Annotated in this window: 14 protein-coding genes; 10 read left to right on the forward strand and 4 right to left on the reverse strand. The window is 64.4% G+C overall.

The window, feature by feature from the left end:
- The first annotated feature begins 47 nt into the window (after positions 1-47).
- The 3 genes from DLM85_RS18780 (at position 48) to DLM85_RS18790 (ending at position 4037) form a co-directional block, all read left to right on the forward strand.
- Positions 48-2522, forward strand: a complete 2475-nt coding sequence (locus tag DLM85_RS18780) for a T9SS type A sorting domain-containing protein (RefSeq protein WP_165822208.1) — start codon at positions 48-50, stop codon at positions 2520-2522.
- Positions 2523-2771: 249 nt separating this feature from the next.
- Positions 2772-3383 (forward strand): exonuclease domain-containing protein, encoded by a 612-nt coding sequence (locus DLM85_RS18785; RefSeq protein ID WP_111479718.1) that lies wholly within the window; start codon positions 2772-2774, stop codon positions 3381-3383.
- Between the two features lie 21 nt (positions 3384-3404).
- Entirely contained in the window at positions 3405-4037 is a 633-nt protein-coding gene (locus tag DLM85_RS18790) for a DUF1684 domain-containing protein (protein WP_165822209.1), read from the forward strand.
- 230 nt (positions 4038-4267) lie between these two features.
- Here the strand turns inward: DLM85_RS18790 and DLM85_RS18795 are convergent, their stop codons facing one another.
- The 3 genes from DLM85_RS18795 to DLM85_RS18805 form a co-directional block, all read right to left on the reverse strand.
- Positions 4268-5101: a TPM domain-containing protein gene (locus DLM85_RS18795; protein ID WP_111479720.1), complete on the reverse strand. Its 834-nt coding sequence runs from the start codon at positions 5099-5101 to the stop codon at positions 4268-4270.
- A complete protein-coding gene (locus DLM85_RS18800; RefSeq protein WP_207891061.1) occupies positions 5098-5553 on the reverse strand; it encodes a TPM domain-containing protein in 456 nt (151 codons plus the stop codon). Before DLM85_RS18800 ends, DLM85_RS18795 begins: the two co-directional genes overlap by 4 nt.
- Before the next feature lie 106 nt (positions 5554-5659).
- On the reverse strand, positions 5660-6241 hold the full coding sequence (locus tag DLM85_RS18805) for a LemA family protein (RefSeq protein WP_111479721.1): 582 nt from the start codon (positions 6239-6241) through the stop codon (positions 5660-5662).
- A 270-nt stretch (positions 6242-6511) separates the two neighbouring features.
- Here DLM85_RS18805 and DLM85_RS18810 point away from each other — a divergent pair, with 270 nt between their 5' ends.
- Positions 6512-7525, forward strand: coding sequence for a sugar phosphate nucleotidyltransferase (locus tag DLM85_RS18810; protein WP_111479722.1), 1014 nt, complete (start codon positions 6512-6514; stop codon positions 7523-7525).
- Between the two features lie 301 nt (positions 7526-7826).
- On the opposite strand, the gene DLM85_RS18815 is transcribed toward DLM85_RS18810, so the two are convergent.
- A complete protein-coding gene (locus tag DLM85_RS18815) occupies positions 7827-8321 on the reverse strand; it encodes a hypothetical protein (protein WP_133257145.1) in 495 nt (164 codons plus the stop codon).
- A gap of 235 nt (positions 8322-8556) precedes the next feature.
- On the opposite strand from DLM85_RS18815, the gene DLM85_RS18820 reads away from it, so the two are divergent.
- The 6 genes from DLM85_RS18820 to DLM85_RS18845 all read left to right on the forward strand — a co-directional run bounded on the left by DLM85_RS18820 (position 8557) and on the right by DLM85_RS18845 (position 16850).
- Entirely contained in the window at positions 8557-9909 is a 1353-nt protein-coding gene (locus DLM85_RS18820; RefSeq protein WP_111479724.1) for a hypothetical protein, read from the forward strand.
- A 108-nt stretch (positions 9910-10017) separates the two neighbouring features.
- Positions 10018-10410, forward strand: coding sequence for a hypothetical protein (locus DLM85_RS18825; protein ID WP_111479725.1), 393 nt, complete (start codon positions 10018-10020; stop codon positions 10408-10410).
- Between the two features lie 207 nt (positions 10411-10617).
- The gene (locus tag DLM85_RS18830) at positions 10618-12060 is read left to right on the forward strand and encodes an FtsZ/tubulin family protein (RefSeq protein ID WP_111479726.1); all 1443 of its coding nucleotides are present in this window, start codon (positions 10618-10620) and stop codon (positions 12058-12060) included.
- A 104-nt stretch (positions 12061-12164) separates the two neighbouring features.
- The gene (locus DLM85_RS18835; protein WP_207891062.1) at positions 12165-12626 is read left to right on the forward strand and encodes a hypothetical protein; all 462 of its coding nucleotides are present in this window, start codon (positions 12165-12167) and stop codon (positions 12624-12626) included.
- A 186-nt stretch (positions 12627-12812) separates the two neighbouring features.
- Positions 12813-16280, forward strand: coding sequence for an acetate and sugar kinases/Hsc70/actin family protein (locus tag DLM85_RS18840; RefSeq protein ID WP_111479728.1), 3468 nt, complete (start codon positions 12813-12815; stop codon positions 16278-16280).
- A gap of 57 nt (positions 16281-16337) precedes the next feature.
- Complete coding sequence (locus DLM85_RS18845; RefSeq protein WP_111479729.1) at positions 16338-16850, forward strand: hypothetical protein; 513 nt, start codon at positions 16338-16340, stop codon at positions 16848-16850.
- Positions 16851-16853: the final 3 nt, after the last annotated feature.

Genomic DNA, 16853 nt, shown 5'->3' on the forward strand with positions numbered 1-16853 from the left:
TGTGCCGATGCCAAGTTATTTTCGTAGCGCATCAGCTTATTAATTCTATGATAAAGCGTTTACTCGTTTTCTGGTTTATTGGGTTTGTCGGCAGCCTCGGTGCGCGGGCCCAAACTATCGATCCGACCCTGGCCGTTACCGGCCTGCGGCAGCCCGTCGAAATCAGGGTGGCTATCCAGCAGGCCGATGGCAAGCACGTGGTGCTGGGCGGGTTTACGACGGCCGAAGGCCAGCCCAGCGGCGGCCTGGCCCGCTACAACGCCAACCACACGGCCGACCAGGCCTTCAACGCCAACGTGGCCGGGTTGCGCGGCACCCTCCAGAACGTGCGCCAGCTGCCCTCCGGCAAGCTGCTGCTCATCGGGCCCGACTCCCTGCGCCTCGGTAGTGTGAGCCGCCGCAACCTGCTGCGCCTGAACGCGGATGGCACGCCCGACCCGGGCTTCGACGCCGTGTTTGCGGTGCCTACCAATGTGCGGCGCCTGGCCACGGCCGTGCAGCCCGATGGCAAAATCCTGGTGGGCGGCGACTTTCAGGTGTTTAACGGCACGCTGGCCAACCGGCTGGTGCGCCTGCTGCCCGATGGCGCCGTCGACGCTGCTTTTAGCTGCGCGGCGCCCCTGAACGGCCCCGTGTTCAAGATCCTGGTGCAGCCCGACGGCAAGATTCTGGTGGGCGGGGGCTTTTCCACCCCGCGCCGCATTGTGCGGCTGGAGGCCACCGGCGCCGTCGATAATACGTTCAGCTCCCCGCTGACCAGCGCCTTCGTCTCGCCGGTGGCCGGCCTGGATTTTATCGGCCTGCAGCCCGACGGCAAGATTGTCATCGGGGGCCTGAACATGAGCGTGAGTGCGGGCGTAACCCGCCGCATTGCCCGGCTGCTGCCCAACGGCACCCTGGATAACACGTTTCAGACGCCCACTACCACCGATTATTCGGCCAGCTTGCTGAATCCCTACGACGCCTCCGAGGTGGCGGTGCTGCCCGACGGCCGCATCGTGCTGAGCGGCTTCACCAGCACGGAGTACTACCGCGTGCCGACCCACGGCTTTATCTGCCTCACGGCCAGCGGCGCGGTCAGCCGCTCGTTCGACAACATCTTCCTGGCCGATGAGCGGTACCCGGGCGGCAGCGTCGTTATCAACTCGCTGGTTCGCCAGGCCAACGGGCAGTGGCTGGTAACGGGCGACGACCAGCTGGTGGCCAATCAGCGTTGCTACGTGGCCCTACTCAACGCCGATGGCAGCCACGATGCCGCCTTCGCCCCCGCGCTGCTCGGGCCGGGCTACGTGATGAACGTGGTGCAGCAGCCCGACGCAAAGCTGCTGATCGGCGGGGCGTTTGATGAAATCAACGGCGCCCGCGTGGGCCACCTGGCCCGGCTCCACCCCAACGGCACGCTCGACACCGCCTTCTGCCGCCTGAGCCGCATGCGTTACGAAGTCGGCCAGGTAGCGCTGACCACTGGCGGCAAGGTGCTGGCGGCCAGCCCGTACGGCAAAGGGCTGGTGCGCTTTCTGTCCGGCGGCGGCCCCGATGCCGGCTTTACGGCGGCTACCAACGCGACGGAAACGGGTGTGTACCGCATGCAGCCGCAGCCCGATGGCCGCATCATCGTCATCACCGGCGCCAGCGCCGTGCGCCGGATGCTGTCCGATGGCCAGCTCGACGGCAGCTTCACGCCCTACACCGGTGGGCAGCCCTCGGTACTGGGTTTGCAGGCCGATGGCAAGCTGCTGCTCGGCGGCCTCCTGGACCTCGACCAGGTCAGCACCCTGTACACGCGCAGCCTGATTCGCCTGCTGCCCAACGGCACCCGCGACGCCTCGTTTACGGAACTAGCCGACCCGTACCGCTTCCGCATCACCGATATCGGCTTTCAGTCGACGGGCAAGATTGTGGTCAGCGCCAGTGCCGCGACGGGTAACAACCGCCTGATCCGGCTGCTGCCCGCTACCGGTCAGTCCGATCCAACCTTCACCCCGCTGCCCGTAGGGGAGGCCAACGACGGGGCTATGGCCCTGAGCATTCAGCCCAATGACCGGATACTGGCCATGACGTACGCGTACTACGGCTCCAGCGGCACCCTCGTGCGCTTGTTGCCCGATGGCGCCCCCGACAACAGCTTTACCGCCGTCCCGATTGCCCGCGCCGCCTATAGTACCATCAGCCAGCTGGATGGGAAGCTGGTCGTGGCCGGGGATTTCAGCAGCGTGGCTGGCACCGCCCGGGAGGGATTGTTGCGCCTGTCGGCGCCGAATGTGCTGCGCGTGGCCGCTGGCCCAACCCGGGCCCGCACCCAGGCCTGGCCCAACCCGGGGCGTGACGTGCTCAACCTGGCGCTGGACGCCGCCGCGCGCCCGCAGCGCGTGACCCTGCTCGACGCGGCCGGCAAAGCCGTGCGGCAGCAACCGGCCACCGCCACCATGAGCCTGGACCTGCGCCACCTGCCCGCCGGCGTGTACCTGCTGCGCGTCGACTACGCCGGGGGCCCGGTGACGCGCCGCGTGGTCGTCGAGTAAGCGGCGGGGCCCGGGCAATCGAAGCGCTGGCAGTACGCCGGCGCTTTTTTTGTGGCCAGAGTAGCACTGCCAGGTGATGGCGCGGTATGTTTGCTGCTGAAACAGCGGGGGCGGGAGGAGTTTATAAGAAGTAAGAGGATTTACTGTTTCGGGAAATAAACTTTCAGGTAAACTGGTTTACGGCTTTTGGGGCGCAGGTAAATAACGTCGCTGCCAACACCCGGGCCCAACGCTCGTAGGCTAAGGCTTATGCGCTACGTTTCCCTGGACCTTGAAATGACCGGCAATCAGCCCGAACGGCACCAGATTATCGAGCTGGCCGCCGTGGTGGAAGATACCAAGCGGCTCCGGCCCCTGGAGCAGCTGCCCACGTTTCGGCGGGCGGTGCGGCACGCGGAGTACATCGGTACGGCCGGGGCGCTGGCCCTGAACGCGCGCCTGCTGCAGGAGCTGGCCGATGCCCCCGCCGACCAGCCCGACATCTGCACCGTCGTCGATCTGCTGCCCCAGCTGCGCGCCTGGCTGCTGACGCAAGGCTTCAAACCGGATAAGAAGGACCGGGTGGCGGTGACGCTGGCTGGCAAGAACATTGGCTCGTTCGACCTGCTGTTTCTGCGCCAGCTGCCCGGCTGGGGCACGCTGGTGCGCGCCGAGCCCGCCCTGCTCGATCCGGCCGCGTTCTACCTGAACTGGCGCAAGGACTCAAGGCTGCCGACCATGAGCATCTGCAAGGCCCGGGCCCGGTTCGAGGATCAGACCGTGGCCCACGAAGCCGTGGCCGACGCCCTGGACGTGATTCGCCTGCTGCGGCCGTTCTACGCGCTGCCGGTGTACCAGCAGGTGCAGCCGGAAGGGGAGTAGGCGCGCTACCTTTGGCGGATGATGAAAGCCCTACTCCCGGCAGTGGGGGCCGCCGGGATGCTGAGCATTGCCCTGCCGGCCGCTGCCCAGCCGACGCCCCCGCGCCTCAGCCCCGCCGCGCATCAGCAGACCGTAGCCGCGTTTCAGGCCGAGCTGAACGCCGAGTACCGCGACCCGGCCCGCTCCCCGTTGGCGGCCACGGCGCAGGCGGCCTTTCAGGGTCTGCCGTTTTACCCCGTCGACTACACCTACTACGTGCCGGCCTACCTGGTGCGCGACGCCAAGGCCCAGCCGTTTGCCATGAAAACCACCACGCCGCGGCAGCCCCTGTACCGCAAGTTCGGAGAGTTGCACTTCCGGCTGCAGGGCCGGGCGCTGAAGCTGACGGTGTACGAAAGCCTGGACCTGAAGCAGAAGCCCGGCTTCGAGGACTACCTGCTGCTGCCCTTCACCGACCTCACCAACGGCCGCGGCAGCTACGGCGGTGGCCGCTACCTCGACCTGCGCGTGCCCCCGGGCGACACCATGCGTCTCGATTTCAACCAGGCCTACAACCCCTTCTGCGCCTACAGCACCCAGTATTCCTGCCCGGTGCCGCCGCCCGAAAACCACCTGCCGCTGGCGGTGAAAGCCGGGGTGCAGAGCGACCATTAGACCAGCGGTGTCAAGCAGGCGGTATCTGAAAACTCTAGAACAGTCATGCTTCGACAAACCCCGCATGACGGCCAAATGGCTACGGTTACTGTGGGCCGACTACCGAAGGGTTGAGTGCCCGTTCTAACCGAACGGCCCCGGCAACATCGTTGCCGGGGCCGTTCGGTTAGAATGAGAGGGTAGCGTGTAAGAAGAATGTAGTGCAATAGCAAAACTCCCCACCTCACCGCTTACCAGTTGCCGGAGGCGCCGCCGCCGCCGGAAGAGCCGCCGCCGAAGCCGCCAAACCCGCCGCCGCCCCCGCCGCCGAAACCGCCGCCCCCGAAGCCCCCGCCGCCAAACCCGCCCCCGCCGAGGATGATGGGCGGGAAGAAGCCGCCGCCGAAGCCGCCGCTGCGGCGTCCGCCGCGCCCGCCGCCGCCGCCGCGGCTGCGCAGGATCAGGAAGAGCACCAGCAGCCCGATGACCACCCAGAACGTCCAGCTGTGGCCGCCGCTGTCGTTGCCGTAGTCGTCGGAGGTGGCGCGGGGCTCGGCTTTGTACTCGCCGGCGGCCAGGGCGAAGAGGCGGTCTGCGGCCCCGTCGATGCCGTCGTAGTAGCGCTCGGCCTTAAAGGCGGGCACCATCACGTTGGAGATGATGCGCTTGGCCAGCGCGTCGGGAATGGCGCCTTCCAGGCCGTAGCCGGTGTGGATGTTCACCTTCCGCTCGTCGCGGGCCACCAGGATGAGCAGGCCGTTGTTCTTGTCTTTCTGCCCGATGCCCCAGCTCTCGAAAAGGCGCTGGGCGTAGTTGGCAATTTCGTCGCCGCCGAGGTTCGGGACCGTCACCACCGCAAACTGCGAGGAAGTGCTGTCGTTGTAAGCCACCAGCTTTTGCTCCAGGGCTTGCTCCTGCTCGGGCGTGAGCAGGTCGGCCAGGTCGTTGACGAGGCGCGGGGGCGAAGGGCGCGGCGGTACTTGCTGGGCCGCGGCCAGGAGCGTCGTCAGCAGCAGGGCGCAGGCCAACAGCCACGTCAGCAGCGCTGCGGGCCGAAAAGGGGAGGAGAGAAGGCGGTGCGTCATGGCCGCGGCGGCTTGGGGGCGCCGTAGGAGATGGTGTCGTCCAGTTCGTTCTGGTCGGTGTCGGCGTTGTAGGGGAAGTAGCGGCGCAGCTGCTCACCGGCCAGCTGAATGCCCTGCTGCAGGCCCAGCACGTACTGCTGGCGGCGAAACGCGTCGAGCACCAGCTCCTTGGTTCGCTCCCAGAAGTCGTCGGGCACGGCCGCGTTGATGGCCGCGTCGCCGATGACGGCAAACTGCCGCGACGACCACGCCACGTAAAAGAGCACGCCGTTGCGCTGGGCCGTCTTGTGCATGCCCAGCTGGCTGAAGACCTGCGCAGCCCGGTCCATGGGCTCGGGCGTGGGGCATTCTTCTTCCAAATGAACGCGGATTTCGCCCGAAGTAGCCAGCTCGGCCTGCTGAATGGCAGCCACGAGGTCGGCTTCCTGCTGGGGCGTCAGGGGGGAAATCATAGGGTGGGAAGTAGTTGTCAGTGGAAAGTTGTCAGTTGTCAGGGCCGTTCAGAGCAGGGGGAGGCTGACAACCGACAACTGACAACTGACAACTGACAACCCGGAATTACTCAAAATTGACCGTCGGGGCTTTCTGGGCCGAGGCATCGGCTTCGAAGTAGGGCTTCTGGGCGAAGCCGAACATGCCCGCAAACAGGTTGTTGGGGAAGGAGCGCACGTAGGTGTTGTACTCGTTGGTGGCCTCGTTAAATTTCTGGCGCTCCACGTTGATGCGGTTTTCGGTGCCCTCGATCTGGGCCTGCAGCTCCTGGAAGTTGGCGTTGGCCTTCAGGTCGGGGTAGTTTTCGGATACGGCCAGCAGCCGGCCCAGCCCGGCCGATACCTGGCTCTGGGCCTCCTGGAATTTCTTGATGTTCTCGGGCGTCAGCTGGTCGGCCGAGAGCTGCACGCTGGTAGCCTTGGCGCGGGCCTCAATGACCTGCGTCAGCGTCGACTTTTCGAAGTTGGCGGCGCCCTTCACCGTATTCACCAGGTTCGGAATCAGGTCGGAGCGGCGCTGGTAGCTGTTCTGCACGTTGGCCCACTGGCCTTTCACTTTCTGGTCCAGCTCGACCATGGTGTTGTAGCCGCACGACGACTGCGAGAGCAGCACAACCAGGCCGGCGAAGTAGAGGAGGAGGCGTTTCATGGGTTGTTTGGAGTAAATGGGGATGTGGAAGAGAGAAGGTCGGGGTTCGGGAACAAATGCCGGGCTGGCGGTTTATACGCCCGGACCGGCGCTGCAAAGTACGGATTCATAGCCCGGCGGTTATATCTGCGCGCTCCGGCCGCGAATCCGTATTTTGCAGCGCCGGTTTTGTGATGAGTTGATGAGCCGATGAGTAGCTGACGGGATAATCTGATCCGGTCACTACCCATCCACTCGCCCTCTCATCTACTCATCTACTCATCCACCCCCATGAAAGCCATTATCCCCGTCGCGGGCATCGGGTCGCGTTTGCGGCCGCACACCCACACCCAGCCCAAGTCGCTGGTGCCGGTGGCGGGCACGCCCATTCTGGGCCACATCATCGACCGGCTGGTGGCCGCGGGCATTCAGGATTTCGTGTTCATCGTCGGCTACCTCGGCGAGAAGGTGGAGCGCTACGTGCGCCGCTGCTACCCCCAGCTGCGCGTCGATTTCGTGGTGCAGGAGCCGCGCGAGGGCATCGGCCACGCGCTGTGGCTGGCCCGCGAGAAGTTTCAGCACGAGCCGGAGCCCATCCTCATTCAGCTCGGCGACACCATCGTCGACGTGGATTTGCGCGAAATCATCAACCGCCAGGGCACCGTGCTGGCCGTGAAGGAAGTGAAGACGCCCTCGGCCTTCGGGGTGGTGGAAACCGGCCCCGGCGGCCGCGTGACCAAGGCCGTGGAGAAGCCGCGCATTCCGAAGTCCAACTACGCCCTCGTCGGCCTCTACCGCATCGACAACCCCGCCTGGCTGGCCGCGGCCCTGGAGCGCATCATCGAGGAAGACCGCCGCACCCACCACGAGTTCTACCTCACCGATGCCCTGATGCTCATGATCGAGCAGGGCGCCGAAATGACCACCTGGGTGGTCGACAGCTGGTTTGACTGCGGCCGCAAGGACACCCTGCTCGAAGCCAACGCCCGCCTGCTCAACCGCCCCGAGCACCTGCAGCCCGCCGAGGAGTACTCCTTCCCGAACACGGTCATCATCCCGCCCGTCAGCATCGCCCGCGACTGCGCCATCAGCAACAGCATCATCGGCCCGAACGTGGCCATTGGCGAGCGGACCATCATTCAGAATACCATCCTGAGCAACAGCATCATCGGCGCCTACTCCGAGCTGCGCTCCGCCGTCATGCACGACTGCATCGTGGGTTCCGACGCCTCCTTCCGCGGCCTGAACCACAGCCTGAACATCGGCGACAACACCGAAATCGACTACACCGTGACGGGCAGCTAAGTCCTAAGCCGAGCAGCGGTAGCCCCGCGCTGGCATTGCGAGGACGAAGGACGTTCCGCGCACCAAGCGGCGTCAATCCTTGCTCGCGCGGCACGCCGCCACCCCCGGCAGAAACCGAACACGGCCCCGCCCGAACCTGGCGTCTGCAGGTTTCGGGCGGGGCCGTGTTCGGGCTAATGCTTTTTCGGTTTGTAGGTATCGAGTCGTCGTACCGCGCGAGGAACGATTGACTACGTCTTCCTGCGGCTGCCGCGCTTGGCTCGCAATGACTGCCGGTGCCGCTCCGCGGGCAGCCGTTGTTTCACGGCGACAACATGCCGGGCTCCACGCTGGCTTCCCATTCCTGCTGCAGCTGCCCGGCCACGGCGTCGGAGCCGGTAAGCCATTCGAGGGCGGTCATGGGGTCGGCGAAGAACTGCAGGATGCGCTGCAGCGAGTGGCCCACCGGCAGCAGGCCTTCGAGCACCATCAGGTTGTAGGGGTCGTCGGCCACGACGGCAATGCGGCGCACGTCGGTGTCGGCCAGGGCCGGAATCCAGGTTTCCTCCAGCCACAGCTGGTCTTCCACCGCCAGCGGGGCCGCGCTCAGTTCCACCAACCAGCAGGTGGCGTGGTACTGCTGGGCCAGCTCCAGCAACGACTCGTGCACGCTCTGAAACAAGCTCAGCCCGGCAAACCGTTCGACGCCATTCCAGCGGTGGCGCAGCACGCCCCGGTCCCAGTCGTGCTGCACGCACACAAAATCACTGACGGTGTAAATCATATCGGTGGAGTACAGCCCAAGGGGGTGAAGCAAGGTGTACGCAAGGGCTCGGTAGTTGGATTGGTAAATAAAAGGGTGTTTTATCATTTTGCTGGGTTATTGCGGCAGAAAATATGCGCTGGCTGTTTCCAATCGTTGTTTCATTCTGGGAAGACTCGCCGGGAAATAAAATTTTCTCGTGATTCGCTCGTTCCAAAGCACAACCTCTTTCCCGCCTCAGCAGTACGCTGCTTTGCGCCGCCGCGTGGCGGTGCGTATGTTCGGACCGATGCGCATTCCCTTCTTCGTCCGCCACACCCTGCCGGCCGCGGCCCTGCTGCTGGCCGGCTGCTATTCCCGCTCCGATATCCAGCAGGAGCAACAGGCGGAAACACCCGCCCAAACCGAAAAACCCGCGCCGACCGCGCCCACCGAAGCGCGCCAGCCCGCCGCCAAAGCGCCGGCTCCCGCGGCGGCCGGCTTTCCGCAGGTCAACGTGTTTCTGGAAGTTTCCGGCTCCATGCAGGGCTTCATGCCCACCGCCGGCGCCGATGGCCGCACCACGCAGTTTCAGCAGCAGGTATCGGAGTGGCTGTCGGGCCTGGAGCGCGACGCCCGCGTGGAGCAGCGCCGCTACTTCCGCATTGCCGACCGGCCCCTGACCGACTCCTATAAGTCCCTGAGCGAAACCGTGCGCCGCGGCATCAGCCAGCCGGCCCGCAGCACCAGCATTCCGGCCATTCTCGACACGGTGGCCAACCGCTACCTCCAGGACGGGGCCGTCAGCGTCATTATCTCCGACTTCATCTACTCGCCCGAGCGCGCCGGCGACGTGCCCTACATCAACACCGACATTGCCGACGCGCTGGCCCGCAGCCGCAAAGACCTGGCCGTGTCGGTCTACGCCTTCACCTCCGACTTCCGCGGCACCTACTACCCGGCTTTGAAGGGCCGCGTGGGCAAAGTGCCCAACTGCTGCCCCGAGCCCGTGCCCTACTACATGTGGGTGCTGGGCCCGGCCGCGCTGGTTGGGCAGTTCGATGCCTCCCTGATGAAGGGCCTGCCGGGCGAACAGGCGCACTTTGGCTTGCCGGCGCTGGAAGTGCCCAGCGCGGTGCTCAGCCGCTACGGGCGCAAGGGCAGCTGGTTTGTGGCCGACGCGGGCAAGCAGGCCGGCGCCTCCGGCCACGCGGTGGCCATCGAGGACGCCTCGGCCCAGGAGCCGGTTGAGTTCGTGGTCGGGCTGGACCTGAACCAGCTGCCCGAGCTGTTTCAGACGCCGGCCTACCTGCAGAAAAACCTGGCCCTGCGCGGCAATACCACCGAAGCCAAGGTGCTGAAAGTGGCCGCCGCTACCGAAGCCACCAAGCGCAGCGGCGGCCCCGAAGCGTCCTATACGCACTTTGTGACGGTGCGCGTGACCGGCAAGCCCCGCAGCCAGCAGGCGCTGACGCTGGCCTTACCCGCCGCCCGCCCCGCTTGGGTGGAAAAGTGGACGACCACCGACGACAGCCGCCCTGGCCCTCAGACCTTTGCCCTCAGCCGGCAGCTCGACGGCCTGCAAAAGCTGCTGGCCGGCCGGCAGGCTGGCACGAATGCTGCCGATGTACTGCGCGTGCCGCTGACCGTACAACCCGATTAGAGAACGTAGAATTGAGTGCCGGTAGCCCCCACCGCTCGGCTCGGTTTTCGGCTTCGTTTCGTACTTCTCCGTTCTACTACTCCTGCTCTAAGCACTCCACCCTCCTCCATGAAAGGCTTTTTCCGCGCCCTCTACGAAGTCATTGGCTCACCGCAGCCCTCCTCCGAAGTGCCCGTGTACCGCGAGGTTATCTTCCCCAACATCGGCCTGCTGAACCTGGGCATCACGCTGGTCCTGCTGGTGCTGTTTTACCTGGTCATCAACCGCTGGATGCGCGTAGCCACCTTCAGCCGGCCCAGCCACTGGGCCATCATGCTGGTGCTGAATGTCATCATTGCCTTCGTCATTGTGCTGGCCCAGGTGAACGGGCAGAACGTGGTGTCGCACTCCTACGTGTACTGGCTGGCGTTGCTGAATGCCCTGTACGCGGCCCTGTTCTTTTTCCTCTTCTCCCTGATTTTCCGCAAGCTGTCCGTCAATGCCAGCACCACGCCGTTTTAGCAGCCGCTCCCGCGGCCCCGTCCCCCGGACTTCGGAACGCCCCGGCCCCACGCGCTTTGCGCGCAGCGGCTGGCTGGAAGGTGTAAGTGGGCTGCTGGAATTGGTCGAACCGGTTTATTACCTCGTTAGAGGCATCGGCGCGGTGCTGGTCTTCGTGGCCCAGATTTTTGGCGACTAAGCAGCTTGCCGCTCCCAACACAGAACGCAATGGCTAAACTCTTTCTTTTCGGCATCGGCGGCACCGGCTCCCGGGTGGTCCGCTCCCTCACGATGCTGCTGGCCGCGGGCGTCGACCTGCCCAACTGCCAGCAGGTGGTGCCCATCATCATCGACCCAGACGCGCAGAACGCGGACATGAACCGCACCGTGCAGCTGCTGCAAACCTACCAGCAGATTCATAAGCGGATGGGGCCGCGCGAGGAGGGCTTCTTCAAAACCGATATCAGCACGCTCTCCTCCATCAGCCAGGACGTGAACGGCTCGGTGAAGGACACTTTCGTGTTCGATTTCGGCGGCATCAACCGCTCCTTCCGCGACTACCTGGGCTACAACAACCTGCCGGTGGAATCGAAGGCCTTGGTGGAGGCGCTGTTTACCCAGGATAACCTGGAAAGCCCGCTGACCATCGGCTTCCGCGGCTCGCCCAACGTGGGCTCGGTGGTGCTGAACCGCATCGTGGAGTCGCCGGAAATGCGGTTTTTCGCCGACAACTTCCAGCAGGACGACCGGGTGTTCTTCATCAGCAGCATCTTCGGCGGCACCGGCGCCTCGGGCTTCCCGCTGCTGCTCAAGAACCTGAAGGACCCCAATACGCGCCTCTCGAATGCCCGCTACCTGCGCGACGCCCTCACCGGGGCCGTGACGGTGATGCCCTACTTCGCCCTGCAGAGCGAGGACAACCAGGTCATCGACTCCAACAACTTCCTGACGAAGACCAAGGCGGCCCTCGGCTACTACGAAAACCACCTGCAGGGCCTCGACGCGCTCTACTACCTGGCCGACACGCCCGACACGCCCTACGACAACCAGCCGGGCGGCACCGGGCAGCGCAACAAGGCCCACATCATCGAGCTGCTGGCCGCGCTGAGCATCGTGGATTTCATGAGCTACTCGGCCGCCGACATCCGCTCGAACAACGGCCCGCTGTTCCACGAATTCGGCCTGGAGACGGACACGCCCGACGTGCAGTTTCAGCACCTGCCCACCGAAACCAAGGAGCAGGTGGCCCAGCACCTGACGCAGCTGCTGTACTTCTCGCGCTACCACAAGCAGCACATGGGCACCGACGAGGCGCCCTACGCCAAGAACCTGAACCTGCAGTACGCGCAGAAAAACGAGCCCATCTTCCGGCAGCTGGAGCAGTTTCTGCACAGCCCCGACTTCGGCGTGGACGCCTGGCTGACCGAGCTGAGCCAGAACCGCCGCTCCTTCCGCCCCTTCGACCTGAACACCGACGACTTCAACCTGATGATCCAGGGCAAGCCGATTGAAACGGGCTTCTTCAGCAAAGGCATCAGCCGCAACTACCTGCTCGACGCGCTGAACACCCGCGAAAAGAAGGTGCAGGACGCCGACAACTTCCGCAAGCTCATCACGCTGATGTATGACGTGACGGATGAGGCATTCAAGGATAAGGTGAAGGTGGTGTAGCGCCTCACCCCCCGGCCCCCTCTCCGAAAAGGAGAGGGGGAGCCTGACGCTCGTCTGATAAAAGAACGTCATGCTGAGCTTGTCGAAGCATCTCTACCGCTTCGTTGAGCTATAAAAACGGCCCGCGACCCAAACGCTTTGTAATGGCAGAATATCCAAACGTTAAAGACGCAAGCCTGATCGGGACTTATCCAGCCCTTGTTTCAGGAGGCGGTGGATATGTTTGGGATGATGTGCTGGAATATCGTGTCTGGTGTCATCCGCATGACGGAGCCCCTGACACTGAGGATGGCAACGACTACTATTATGTCTTTGAGACATATGGAGAGGCGCTAGAATTCTCAGAAGCAACTCTTGGAGCGGAGCAGCCACTAGCGCTTATCGTTCAAGAGGAGTATATCGATGAGCCGGAGCCTGGTCAGTTTGCTCATATCAAAGCGCAAAGACTAACAGAGTGGCCCGTTGAATTTTTGAGCCGACCCAGAAGACATGCGAATACCATTCCGGCCTTTTTCGCTCCAGATGCACCCAAAAACCGAGTCGACATACTGCGGGGCTTGGCCTGAATTAAAGCAGCAACGAAGCGGTAGAGATGCTTCGACAAGCTCAGCATGACGGCCTCCGACTACGACGGCCTTTGGTCCTGATGCCCACCGATAATCGTTCAACGATTGTCAACTACCCCGCCCTTCGGGCACCCCTCCTCATCTGAGGAGGGGAGTTCGTTCTTCTAAACCGACTTCCTCCTTCGCATGCCCAAAGTCCTTCGCCTGCACAACAGCGGCTCGCAGCAAATCCAGGGCTGGCAACAGACCGGTCCGCTCACGAGCACCGAAATCAACACCATCACCGACCCCACGGGCGGCCGCACGCGCAACCTGGCGGTGTCCATCCCGACGCCCTTCGCGCGGATGCACCTCTTCGAAACCGCGTTTGACTTCGTGGCCCGGGAAGGCTCGCGCAACCCCAACTCGGTGTACCACGAGCTGGTGTCGCACTACTGGGACTTGCTGGAACTGCTCTACAACCACCACCTCTACTCCCAGGCCGGCCGCCGCATCACGCTGCGCCGCTGGAACGCCGAGGCCGAGCTGGGCCGCATGCAGCAGGACCCCAACACCCGCCTGCTGGGCGAGACCCTGCGCCTGTTCTGGCAGGACGAGCGGTTCCGCGAGACGCCCGATCTGTACCTGGTGTTTTACGAGTCGCCGGGCTTGGCGGGCGGGCCGCGCCTGCTGGGCGGCACCTCGCCGCTGACGCTGCTGTTTACCGCCCCCGCCGTGCCGGTGCTCGACGTGGAGCGCCCCCGCGCCGGGGGCCGCTACTTCGACCAGCAGTACGTGGGCCTGGAGCAGCGCGACCCGCAGTTTCAGGACTTCGTCTACGAGCTGTTCCTGACCTTCCCGCGCCTGCAGGACCGCAACTTCGCCCACCGAGTTTTTGCCGTGCTCGACCGCAACCGCATCAGCCAGATGCAGCTGACCGGCGACCGGAACGCGCAGCAGTTCAGCACCCGCTACCCCGGCCTGACCGACGCGCAGGGCAATCCGGCCTACGTGCGCAATATCCCGCTGCCCGGCCGCGCCGACCAGACCGCCGTCATGTCTTCGGACCTGTTCATCCAGCCCACCCGCGACCTGGCGCCCGGCGTGGTGAAGCCGCTGGTGCTGCGCCCCAACCTGGCCATGGGCGGCGTGAACTACTTGAACGGGCAGCCCTGGGACGACCGCACCACCGTGCCCTACGTGGACGAGCAGCCGATGAGCAGCCGCGTGCTGCCGGGCAAGGGCTTCAAGTACCCGTACCTGACCGTGGGTGACCTGCTGGCCGATTCGCTGGTGGAGCTGCCCTACGAGCTGAACTCGGAGCGCTACCACACCGGCCGCGTGACGTTCCAGTACGGGGCTGATTCGCAGGGGCGGGCGCGCTTTCCGTACCTGCTGCCCCTGCAGCCGGCCTTCTTCGAGTACTTCACCGAGCACGACCTGGCCGAGCTGCTGCACTTCACCATCGACCTGAACCACGTGCGCGTGAGCTTGAAGGTGCCGGTGCAGCAGGGGCGCTTTATTACGCTGGAGCGCAGCTACTACACCAACCCGCAGAACCCCAAGGACGAGCTGGGCCGCGAGATTCCCGAGAAGGGCCGCATCGTGCGGGCCAACGTGGGGCTGGGCGTGTTTCCGTTCTACAAGTTCCGCCAGCAGCCCGAGTACAACGACCTATACAAGGTGATGCTCGTCGACGCCGACAACGGCCCGGCCCAGCTGCAGAAGCAGTACGCGGTGGAGTTCTTCGTGGGCGGGGAGCGGATTACCGACCAGGGTGCCGCCCGCCGCGCCACCCGCTACGAGCGCACCCGCAAGAGCATCAACACCGCCGGCAGTACCTACTACGAAGTCACCGGCACGCACTTCGACGTGGCCGAGCTGGTGTGCCCGGCCGGCCCCGGCCTGCCACCGGCCCGCGGGCTTATGGTGCCGCGCTGGAAGGAGCTGGACCGCGGCACCCGCCGCTTCACCTTCGCCGTCGACTTCGGCACCACCAACACCCACATTGCCTACTCCGACGGGCCAAGCAGCCACCCGCGCCCGCTCAGCATCGGCGAGCTGGACCAGCAGGTTATCTGGCTGCACGCCCCGCTGCCCGACCTGGGCCTTTCGCCCTTCCAGCGCTACCGCCAGGGCGCCCAGCAGCTGTGGGCCCAGATTGCCGAGCTCCAAAACCGCGAGTTCGTGCCCTCCTTCGTGGGCGAGGGCGGGGCGGCCTACGCCTTCCCGGTACGCACGGCGGTTTGTGAAACCAGCACCTTCCCCAACGAGCCGGCCCGGGTGCTGGGCAACATCAACATCGGCTTCAGCATCAACACCGAAAACACCGCCGAGCTGCCCCAGAACCGCTTCGTGACCAACCTGAAATGGTCGGCCGAGCTGGACCCCAGCGGCGTGACGCGCATCGAGGCCTTCTTCCGGGAGGTGATGCTGCTGCTCAAGCACAAAACGGCCCTGAACGGCGGCATCATGGAAGACACCCGCGTGGTGTGGTTTGCCCCGCTGAGCTTCGACGCTTTCCTGCGCAACCAGTTCAAGGACAAGTGGGACCAAGCCTTCCAGCAGGTGTTCCGCACCCGCCGCGAGACGCTGACGCTGACCGAATCGGTGGCGCCGTACTACTACCTCACGGCCACGAACCAGGTCGTGCCGAGCCGGGATGAAAACGTGGTCAACATCGACATCGGCGGCGGCACCACCGACCTGCTGGTGTTTGCCGACTCGCGCCCGGCCTACAGTTCGTCGTTCCGCTTCGCCGGCAACGATTTGTGGGGCGACGGGTACGCCCGCGTGCAGGGCGCGCCCAAGCAAAACGGCCTGCTGCGCCTCGGCGTGGGCCACGTGGAAAGCCTGCCCGACTCGGAGCAAAACCAGGAGTTCAAGGGCTACCTGCGCGCCGCGCTCAGCAACAACGACTTCGGCTCGGCCGACGTGACGTCGCTGCTCTTCCTCTACGACGAGGCCCTGCGCTTCTCGCAGAGCCTGGCGCTGGGCAAGGGCCGGCAGCTGCGGGTGCTCTTCTACCTGCACTACACCAGCATTATCTACCACGTAGGCCAGCTCACCCAGCACTTGGGCCTGAAGCTGCCGCGCTACCTGTGCTTCTCGGGCAAGGGCAGCCTGTACCTGCGCCTGCTGGCGGGCGGCAGCAGCATGGGCGCCATCGAGCGGATTTCCAAGGCCGTGCTCAAAGCCGTAACCGGCGTGGAGCCGCCGCAGAACTTCCGCGTCATTCTGGCCGACAACCCCAAGGAAGCCACCACCAACGGCGGCGTCTTGTTCGAGGAAAGCCAGTCGGTGCCCGACGTGGACAGCATCAAGAACATCCGCCTGCTCGGCTCCGAAGCCGGCCCCGAAATCGGTGGCCTGCGCCTGAAAGCCCGCGGCGTGGACGCCGACATGCGCACGGCCGTGCTCGACAACATGCGCAAGTTCCTGGAGCTGGTGCTCGTCAACGACGACGTGGCCCCGCTCATGCGCGAAGTCGGCGTGGACATCGACCGGGCCCGCGTGCTGGACTTCATGCAGCGCGAGGTGGAAGACAGCCTGAACCTGGGTTTGCACCAGCTGGAGCGCACCCTCGGCTCGGAGGAAACCATGCCCGAAACGCTGTTTTTCCTGCCGCTGAAGCAGTCTTTGTTCAACCTCGGCCGGGATTTGCTGCAGGGCTAGTAGCGCGAAGTTGTACTTCGCGTGTCGTTGAACTGTGTCGTCCGGGCATCCGCAACGATGCGCGAAGTACAACTGGGCGCTACCACCCACAACGTGCGCCAGCTTATGAAGCTCAAGTTGTTCTTGCTGCTGCCAGTATTCCTATCCGCCTGTTTTATCGGCGACGATTTCGATGCAGAGCAGATAACCGGGCGCTACTACGTAGTAGGGCAGGGGCCAAGGTGGGGAGAAGACGAATGGCGCGAAGCCGAGCTTTGCTATGAATTCAAGCCGGGTAGTTTCGGTGAGCGGCTATTGCCGCACCAGTTACTGTCGGCCCGGTTCAATAACCGTTTCATTATTGCTGAAACGGGAACAGTTGTAGTGACCCGCCAGAGCGTTCAGGTAGAGCGAGAATACTACCTTGTTTCCGTGCATCCAGATGATGCTTTCAAAGCAGCAGAGCTAGTGCAGGGGCCTTTCGACCGTCAAACATGCTACCAAAGTTTACGGCAACTGACCACCGACACCGCTCTCTCAGAACCTCGTCACTTTCGCAAGGCTGATGCGAGTGACTTTTCCAAACTTTGATTC

This window comes from Hymenobacter edaphi (assembly GCF_003258365.1).
GTDB lineage: Bacteria > Bacteroidota > Bacteroidia > Cytophagales > Hymenobacteraceae > Solirubrum > Solirubrum edaphi.

Coding starts and splice junctions, on each gene's coding strand:
- DLM85_RS18810 (WP_111479722.1), top strand. CDS start 6,512: ATGAAAGCCATTATCCCCGTCGCGGGCATCGGGTCGCGTTTGCGGCCG.
- DLM85_RS18780 (WP_165822208.1), top strand. CDS start 48: ATGATAAAGCGTTTACTCGTTTTCTGGTTTATTGGGTTTGTCGGCAGC.
- DLM85_RS18785 (WP_111479718.1), top strand. CDS start 2,772: ATGCGCTACGTTTCCCTGGACCTTGAAATGACCGGCAATCAGCCCGAA.
- DLM85_RS18840 (WP_111479728.1), top strand. CDS start 12,813: ATGCCCAAAGTCCTTCGCCTGCACAACAGCGGCTCGCAGCAAATCCAG.
- DLM85_RS18790 (WP_165822209.1), top strand. CDS start 3,405: ATGAAAGCCCTACTCCCGGCAGTGGGGGCCGCCGGGATGCTGAGCATT.
- DLM85_RS18830 (WP_111479726.1), top strand. CDS start 10,618: ATGGCTAAACTCTTTCTTTTCGGCATCGGCGGCACCGGCTCCCGGGTG.
- DLM85_RS18845 (WP_111479729.1), top strand. CDS start 16,338: ATGCGCGAAGTACAACTGGGCGCTACCACCCACAACGTGCGCCAGCTT.
- DLM85_RS18805 (WP_111479721.1), bottom strand. CDS start 6,241: ATGAAACGCCTCCTCCTCTACTTCGCCGGCCTGGTTGTGCTGCTCTCG.
- DLM85_RS18825 (WP_111479725.1), top strand. CDS start 10,018: ATGAAAGGCTTTTTCCGCGCCCTCTACGAAGTCATTGGCTCACCGCAG.
- DLM85_RS18820 (WP_111479724.1), top strand. CDS start 8,557: ATGCGCATTCCCTTCTTCGTCCGCCACACCCTGCCGGCCGCGGCCCTG.
- DLM85_RS18795 (WP_111479720.1), bottom strand. CDS start 5,101: ATGACGCACCGCCTTCTCTCCTCCCCTTTTCGGCCCGCAGCGCTGCTG.
- DLM85_RS18800 (WP_207891061.1), bottom strand. CDS start 5,553: ATGATTTCCCCCCTGACGCCCCAGCAGGAAGCCGACCTCGTGGCTGCC.